The sequence below is a fragment of the Halomonas borealis genome, from assembly GCF_004798905.1.
Classification (GTDB): Bacteria; Pseudomonadota; Gammaproteobacteria; order Pseudomonadales; family Halomonadaceae; genus Halomonas; species Halomonas borealis.
Window position 1 is genome coordinate 192,157 of record NZ_SDMO01000007.1, and the last position, 7,614, is coordinate 199,770.

Annotated in this window: 7 protein-coding genes; 4 read left to right on the forward strand and 3 right to left on the reverse strand. The window is 64.8% G+C overall.

The features are described 5' to 3' along the window. Position 1: 1 nt before the first annotated feature. From ETC07_RS09340 to ETC07_RS09355, 4 genes are all read left to right on the forward strand, one after another. Entirely contained in the window at positions 2-1,192 is a 1,191-nt protein-coding gene (locus ETC07_RS09340) for an iron-containing alcohol dehydrogenase (protein ID WP_136248240.1), read from the forward strand. Further along, a complete protein-coding gene (locus ETC07_RS09345) occupies positions 1,189-2,325 on the forward strand; it encodes a mandelate racemase/muconate lactonizing enzyme family protein (RefSeq protein WP_136248241.1) in 1,137 nt (378 codons plus the stop codon). The genes ETC07_RS09340 and ETC07_RS09345 overlap by 4 nt, the downstream gene beginning before the upstream one ends. A gap of 360 nt (positions 2,326-2,685) precedes the next feature. Further along, positions 2,686-4,332, forward strand: coding sequence for a BCCT family transporter (locus ETC07_RS09350; RefSeq protein ID WP_136248242.1), 1,647 nt, complete (start codon positions 2,686-2,688; stop codon positions 4,330-4,332). Positions 4,333-4,659: 327 nt separating this feature from the next. Further along, the gene (locus ETC07_RS09355) at positions 4,660-5,529 is read left to right on the forward strand and encodes a DMT family transporter (RefSeq protein ID WP_136248243.1); all 870 of its coding nucleotides are present in this window, start codon (positions 4,660-4,662) and stop codon (positions 5,527-5,529) included. Between the two features lie 25 nt (positions 5,530-5,554). Here ETC07_RS09355 and ETC07_RS09360 read toward each other — a convergent pair whose 3' ends face one another. From ETC07_RS09360 to ETC07_RS09370, 3 genes are all read right to left on the reverse strand, one after another. Then, positions 5,555-6,073: a DUF192 domain-containing protein gene (locus tag ETC07_RS09360; protein WP_136248244.1), complete on the reverse strand. Its 519-nt coding sequence runs from the start codon at positions 6,071-6,073 to the stop codon at positions 5,555-5,557. 37 nt (positions 6,074-6,110) lie between these two features. Beyond that, on the reverse strand, positions 6,111-6,824 hold the full coding sequence (locus tag ETC07_RS09365) for a GntR family transcriptional regulator (RefSeq protein ID WP_136248245.1): 714 nt from the start codon (positions 6,822-6,824) through the stop codon (positions 6,111-6,113). A gap of 202 nt (positions 6,825-7,026) precedes the next feature. Next, the coding region (locus ETC07_RS09370) for a pyruvate kinase (RefSeq protein ID WP_240724607.1) at positions 7,027-7,614 on the reverse strand (588 nt) is incomplete at its 5' end.

Sequence of the window (7,614 nt, forward strand, 5' to 3'; positions counted from 1 at the left end):
CATGACCCGTGATTTCGAAACCGGACGCCAGGCACCGGTCATCGCCGGCCCGGGCTGCTTGGACAGGCTGCCGGCCCTGCGCCAGCAGCATGCCGCCGACAGCTACCTGATCGTCTCCGATGGTGGCCTCGCCGCCACCGGTCTGGTGGAGGCCTTGAGTACCACGCTAGGCAACGACGCCCCCGTCAGTCAGTTCATTGCGCCGGCGGGCGAACCGACGATCGCCACCGTCGATGCCGCGGCCGGCCAGGCACGCCGCCTCGCCGCACCGCTAGTGGTCGGCCTCGGGGGCGGGACCGCCCTGGATATCGCCAAGCTGGTGGCCGGCCTGGCGAAGAGCCCGGGCCCCATGGAGGATTACTTGCTGGCCAGGAACCCCTGGTCCGGCAGGGCACCCAGCGTGATGGTTCCGACCACCTCCGGGACCGGCTCGGAAGTCACCCGCACGTCGATTCTCGCCGACGAGCAGGACCGCAAGCTATGGGCCTGGGGTGATGAGCTGCTGCCGGACGCCGTATTGCTCGACCCCGAGCTGACCCGCTCGCTGCCGGCGCCGATCACGGTGGCCACCGGCTTGGATGCCTTCGTCCATGCCCTCGAAGCCGCGACCGGCCAGGGCCGTAACCACTTCATCGAGGCGCCGGCCCTGCAAGCCATACGGTTAGTCGGCCAATCACTCGAAGGAGCTGTCACGACCCCGGATGACCTGGCAGCACGGCAGCAGATGCAAGAGGCGGCATGCCTCGCCGGAATGGCGATCGACAATGGCGGCACCGGCATCGCGCATAATATCGGCCATGCCCTGGGCACCCTCTACCACCTGCCCCATGGGGTGGCGGTCGCCCTGGCGGTGGAAGCCTCGCTCCCCTGGTCCGTGCAGGGGCACGATGCCATCTTCACCCCGGCCGCGCATGCGCTCTCTCCCGGCAGCCAGGGCCAGGATCTGCCGGCGCTGTTCACCGCCCTCGCCGACGCCACCCGGTTCAACCAGGCCTTGGCGCCTTTCCGCGACGTACGCATGGACGCCGAGACACTCGCCGCCGTCATGCAGGCCGAGGAAAACGCACCCATGGCCAACAACGCCGCCCGCCGCCCCACCGCGAGCGACTGGCTACCACTGGCCGAAGCCACGGTGGCAGTATTCGATGCACGCTTGATGGCATCCATCGCCCCACAGGAGGTCAGCGCATGAGTTCCATCGAACGTATCGAGATCACTCAACACCAGTTCGACCTCGAACCGCCCTTTCCGGCGGCCTGGGACAGCCAGCCTCGACAACGCTTTCCCGCCACGATCGTACGCGTTACCGACAGCGACGGGCGCGAAGGCATCGGCTCCGGCGATGTCATGTATGGCTTCGATGACTTCCGTCACCTGTTTATCGGCCACGACCCGCTGGACCTCGCAAGACACAGTGCCGTCATCGACAACATCGGCTTTCATGCCGGGCGTTGCTGGCCCCTGGAAGTCGCCCTTTGGGACCTCGCCGGCAAGATCAAGGGGCAACCCGTCTGGCAAATGATGGGAGGCGTTTCCAATCGCCTCAAGGCCTATGCCTCGAGTGGCACACACCGTGCCAAAGACGACGTGGTCGCCCTCGCCGAACAAGTGCGTGATGCCGGCATACCGGCCTTGAAATTACGCTTCGGCCGGCCCGAGATTCAGGACGATCTCGACGTGCTCAGCGCCGTGCGCCAGGCCGTGGGCGAGCGGCTCGAGTTGATGGTCGACTGCAACCAGGGTTGGCGCATGCCTTGGGATACACAGACGCCCTGGGAGTATGCCAAGGCACTGGACGTCGCCCGCGAGCTCGAACGCTACGGCGTCTACTGGATGGAAGAGCCGCTGTATCGCGGTGATTACCAGGGCATGGCCCGGCTCAATGCAGCCACCTCGCTGAAGATCGCCGGCGGTGAGATGACCCGTGAGCCCTATGAGTTTCGCGAAATGTTGAGACGTGACTGCCTGGACGTCTACCAGCCCGACGCCGTCTGCTCGGTCGGGATGCTCGGGCTGAAAAAGCTCGCCCAGGACGTGGTCGCGGCCGGAAAACTCTTCACGCCGCATACCTGGGGCAACGGCATCGGCGTCATCGCTAACCTCCACCTGACCGCCGGGGCCGTGGGGCCACAGGGCGCACCTTTCCTGGAATACCCGTTCGATCCCCCGGAATGGACACCCGAGAAGCGCGACTTCCCGCTCAAGGCACCGCTACTCGCCGATCACGACGGCTGGCTGACGCTTTCCGACGCCCCCGGCCTGGGGCTCGAGCTCGACGAGGCGCGCCTGAAGGCGACCCGATCGGCTCAAGCGACCTATCGCTAACTTAGGGAATGTCTGAAAACTGCCTGCGTTCGGCTATACGGCGTTAAAAATCAGCTCAAAGTCCTCATTTACACTCCGTAAACTCCGGCTTTTGACGAGCGACATCCTGTCACTCGCTCTTCGAGCAGCAGAGCTGCCCAAACCGGCAATCCCTGCCGAGTTTTCGCTGATTTTCTCCTCGTGCCCCACATGAATGCGGGGAGTGCGTTGGCCCGCCTGTAGCGGGCCTATCCCTAGCCTTTTCTCGTCGATTTTTCAGACAAAGTCTAGCGTTTCACGGAGCGATCGCCTGACGGGAGCCGGCGATCGCCCCTTCGACACACGCTCGATCCGAGCACGTCATAATAACCAGGAATGCCTATGCTTCATCAAAGAATCCGCCCTCTCGTTTTCTGGCCCCCCTTCGTGCTGCTGTTGTTCGCCGTGGCCACCAGCCTGATTAACCAACAGGCCTTTCTCGCCGTCACCTCGGCGATCAACGATGCATTCCTCGACAACCTCGGCTGGCTGTTCTCTCTCACCGCACTGGTCATGGTACTGACCTCCCTGACGGTATTCATCTCGCCACTCGGACGTACGCGTATAGGCGGCGAGACCGCGACGCCTATTCTGACCCCCTGGCGCTGGTTCTCTATCACCCTGTGTACCACCGTCGCGGTGGGCATCATGTTCTGGTCGACCGCAGAGCCTCTCTATCACCTGAATGCACCGCCCGAGTCGCTGGAAATCGCGGCGAATAGCCCCGAAGCAACCCGCTTCGCGTTGTCGACCATGTTCCTGCACTGGTCCTTCACGCCCTATGCCATCTATACCGTGCCGGCCATCATGTTCGCCATCGCCCATTACAATCTGGGCAAACCATTTTCACTGGGTGCACTGTTCACTCCCCTCCTCGGCGACCGTCTGATCGGCCGCCCCGGCCGCGCCCTGGACGCCCTGGCCCTCTTCGCACTGGTGGCCGGCATGGCCGCATCGCTCGGCACCGGCGTACTGACCCTCGCCGGCGGCGTCGACCGCTTCCTGGGGACCGGCACCGGGCCTTTGGCCTTGGGGTTGATCACACTGGCCATCGTTGCCAGCTTCACCCTCTCGGCGGCGAGCGGCTTGCATCGCGGCATCGCAGCGCTATCCAACATCAATGCGCGCTTCTTCTTCGGCTTTCTGATCTTTATCTTCCTGTTCGGCCCCACCCTGAAGATGCTCGGCTTCGGCGTCGAGGCCGCCGGGCATTATTTCAACAACTTCCTGCAGAAAAGCCTCTTCACCGGCAGTTTTACCGGCGACATCTGGCCCCAGGATTGGAGCATCTTCTATTGGGCCAACTGGATGACTTGGGCGCCGATCACGGCCCTGTTCCTCGGCAAGATCTCGCGTGGCTATACCGTCCGCCAATTCATGCTGATCAATCTGATCGCACCCGCACTGTTCGCCATCGCCTACGTCTCGGTGACCAGCGGCAGCATACTCACCTACGATATCGCCAGCGACGGCGGGATGTATGCGCTGATGCAGGAAAAGGGCCCCGGTGCGATGGTCTATGCCTTGCTCGACGAGCTACCGCTGGGCTGGTTGACTGCCGCCGTGTTCCTGTTCATCGCTTTTCTCTCCTACGTGACGGCGGCGGACTCCAATACCGAGGCCATCAGCCAGCTGTGCAGCAACGATAGTCAGGCCGCATTATCCGGCGAGGACGACGCTCAGGAGGGACGCTTGGCACTGAAGCTGACCTGGGGCGTTACCATCGGTGTCGTCGCCTGGGTCATGACCAGCTTCGCCGGCGTCGATGGCATCAAGATGCTATCTAATCTAGGAGGCGCTCCCGCGCTGTTCATCGTGATCGGGGCGACGGCCTCGCTACTCCGCCTGGTGAGCATGGGGACCGCCGCCGCCGGCCTGGAGCGCACCCCATCGCGCAGCTATTCACCGGAGGCCCACGAGAAATGGCGCATCCGGCGTGGAGACCCTTCTATGGCGCATTCTCGACCTCCAATGGCGAAGACTTCCTGACTCTCACAAGACCTTTCCTCCCGGGTGACACTCACCCGGGAGGCCTACACTTGAAACACTGAGATTCGTGACGCCCCGATCCCTTGAGGAGATCATGATGACAATACGCGCCACGCGCCTGTAACCGGCTCATTCATACCGCCTTATGGGTGGCTCGCAGCATCACCGTCAAACCCCGGCTCATCCCATCGTGCGGCCTCGAGCCACTAACATCCCATATCTGCCAATCCGCATGGATCGTTCCCTGACATCCGCACCGCCCCACGAAACACATCTGCTTAGCTGATATTCTCAGCCGCCTCTCTCAGCAATCATCAAGGATGCACCGTGCCCTTAAAGGATCTGGCCCTGGGACTGGGCGTCATCGTCATCTGGGCGCTCAACATCATCATCATCAAACTCGGGGTCACCGAACTGCCGCCGCTGCTGCTGACCACGCTGCGCCTGGCGTTAGTCGCCGTCCTGCTGGTGCCCTTTCATCCGGTATCGCGTCACCAGCTGCCCTTCCTGGCGCTGCTGTCGGTGACCTTCGGGGTAATGAACTTCGCCCTGCTGATCATCGGGCTGAAACAGGCCGAGGCCGGCACCGGGGCGCTGCTCGTGCAGATGGGTACGCCCTTCGCCACGCTGCTGGCGGTGATCTTCCTCAAGGAACGGCTCGGCGGTCGCCGCTTGGCGGGGCTGCTGCTGTCGTTCGCCGGCGTGTTGGTACTGGCCGGTGGGCCCTCTCTGCCCGACCCGCTGCCCACTACCCTGCTGCTCATCAGTGCTCTGGGCTGGGCCGTGTCACAGCTGTTGATCAAGCTCGGCCCCAAGGTCTCACCGATGGCCATAGCCGGCTGGATTGCCCTGTTCGCGACCCCACAGCTGGCGCTGGCCTCCTGGTGGCTCGAGGACCATCACTGGCAAGCCATGCTGGATGCCGGGGTCAAGGGCTGGGGGGCCGTACTCTACACCGCCCTGATGTCATCCATCCTGGCCTACGGCACATGGTTCGGCCTGATACGGCGTCACGATGTCAATCGCGTGGTGCCACTGACACTGCTGGTGCCGGTGCTGGCCGTGATCCTCGGCATCGTGCTGCTCGATGACAGCGTCGATGCCTTCAAGCTCGGTGGCGGAGGCATGGTCGTCGCCGGCGTCGCACTGATCGTGCTGCGTTTCGGTGGCCGGGCGTCGCGCAAACCACGGACCTGAGACGAAGGCCGATCTGCCGTGCATCTCAATCGGCCGCGGCGCCGGCGCATTCCGCGCCATCGCCGGGCCAGCTGACGCAATCACCGAGCGCGATGCCGTGCGCCTCGAGGTCACCGGCGTTGACCTCCAGTGCCGCCCGATAGGCCGAGGCTGGACGCGTCACCGGGCACTCTCGTGCCAGATCCGACGTGCAGGGCTCCAGGCGCCGGATATCGACGATGCGTCCGGCCTCATCGATGAAGGCGATATCCAGCGGAATCAGGGTCCGGTACATCCAGAAGCCGTTACGCGACGGCTGGGTGCGATCGTAGAGGAACAGCATGCCGGCATCATCGGCCAGGCGCTCGCGGCCCATTAGCCCCTGGGCTCGCTCGCCTGCGCGGCGCGCCACCTCGACCGTCAGGCGTCGGGGTCCCGCCTCGCCGTGCAGGGTCAGCGGCACCCGCGGCAGGCGCGTCTCTCGAGCCATGACGGCGCCGGGCCAGGCGGCGGCCAGCGGAAGCAGACACAGGGCCTGGAGTAGGCATCGACGGATCGGATTCATGATTCTTCTCTCATATGGGCGATGAAACGACCGACGATTACCCGAGGATCGACATCAGGTCGATGCGCGATTCACGCGGGCTCAGGTCGAGCAACGCCTCCAGGCCGAACAGGTGATCGTGGATCGCTCGGCGGGCGGCTTCCGACTCGCCATCGGCCAGCAGCGCGATAAGCCGATCGTGCTGCGCCTCCTGATAGCAGGACGCAAGCCCCGAGCGCTTGTAGAGGGCAACCACGATGGAGGTGCGCAGCACCAGGTCGGTGAGCAGGCCACCCAGCACCCGATTGGGCGACTGCTCGGCCAGCAGGTGATGAAGATTCAGCGAATGCTCGATGCGCGCCGCTTCGTCGCCACGGCGATAGGCCGCGGTCTCCTCGCGGGCCTCCCCGCCCAGGGCCTCCAGCGTCGCCGCGGACAGCCCGCCGGCCAGCAAGGCGACCACTTCGCCTTCCACCAGGCGCCGGGCCTCGAAGGTTTCACGGGTTTCCTCGATGCCCGGCGCCCGCACCCGAGCCACCTGGTTGGGGCGCTGGTCAACGACATGCTCGGAGGCCAGCCGGGTCAACGATTTGCGTATCACCGACCGGCTGACGCCGAACACCTCACCGAGCGTCACCTCGGGCAGCTTGGTGCCCGGCGGCAGCCGCTGCATCAGCACCGCTCGGCGCACCTTGTCGGCGATATCACGATCACCGATGCGCCCACCGCGCTGGGCGGCGGCCTGCATTTCCTCGTGCCAGGCTTGGCTCATGACGGGGTCTCCTGATGAACGTTGCGGACTGTCGCATGTTGGCGGGTGATCGAGTATACCGCATACCCATATTGTATACATAAGGCCCTGCCCGGCGTCCTGCATACACAAGGCGCCCCGGCCGTCGCAACGACCGGGGCGCCATCCGTTCAGGTCACCGCCTCCGAGAGGCCCGGGCCTGCCGGCCTCGACCGCCTCACGCTCAATCGGCGTGGTGGCGGTCGTTCACATCGAGGATCTTGAGGGTATTGGTACCGCCGTGGGCGTTCATGTGGTCGCCGCGGGTGAGGATGACGTGATCGCCCGGCTCGGCGATGGCCCGCTCCACCAGCAGCGCCATGGCCCGGTCGTTGAGCTCGGAGGCGGTCATCTCGCTGGTATCGAAGGGTAGCGAGATCACCCCACGATACAACGCCATGCGCCGTTGGGCGACGGGGTTGTGGGCCAGCCCGACGATCGGCAGCCCCGAGCGGATCCGCGAGGCGATCAGCGGCGTGTAGCCGGTGGCGGTCATGCAGGCGATGGCCGCCACCCCGGTCAGGTGGTTGGCGGCGTACATCGCCGACAACGCGATGGTCTCGTCGATCTTTGAAAAGCCCTCGTGGATACGGTGGCCCGACTCCTGGGCGCTGCGCTCACGCTCGGCACCCAAGCACACCCGTGCCATGGCTTCCACGGTCTCCACCGGGAAGTCGCCGGCGGCGGTCTCGGCGGACAGCATCACCGCGTCGGTGGCGTCGAGCACCGCGTTGGCCACGTCGAACACCTCGGCGCGGGTCGGCAGCGGCGC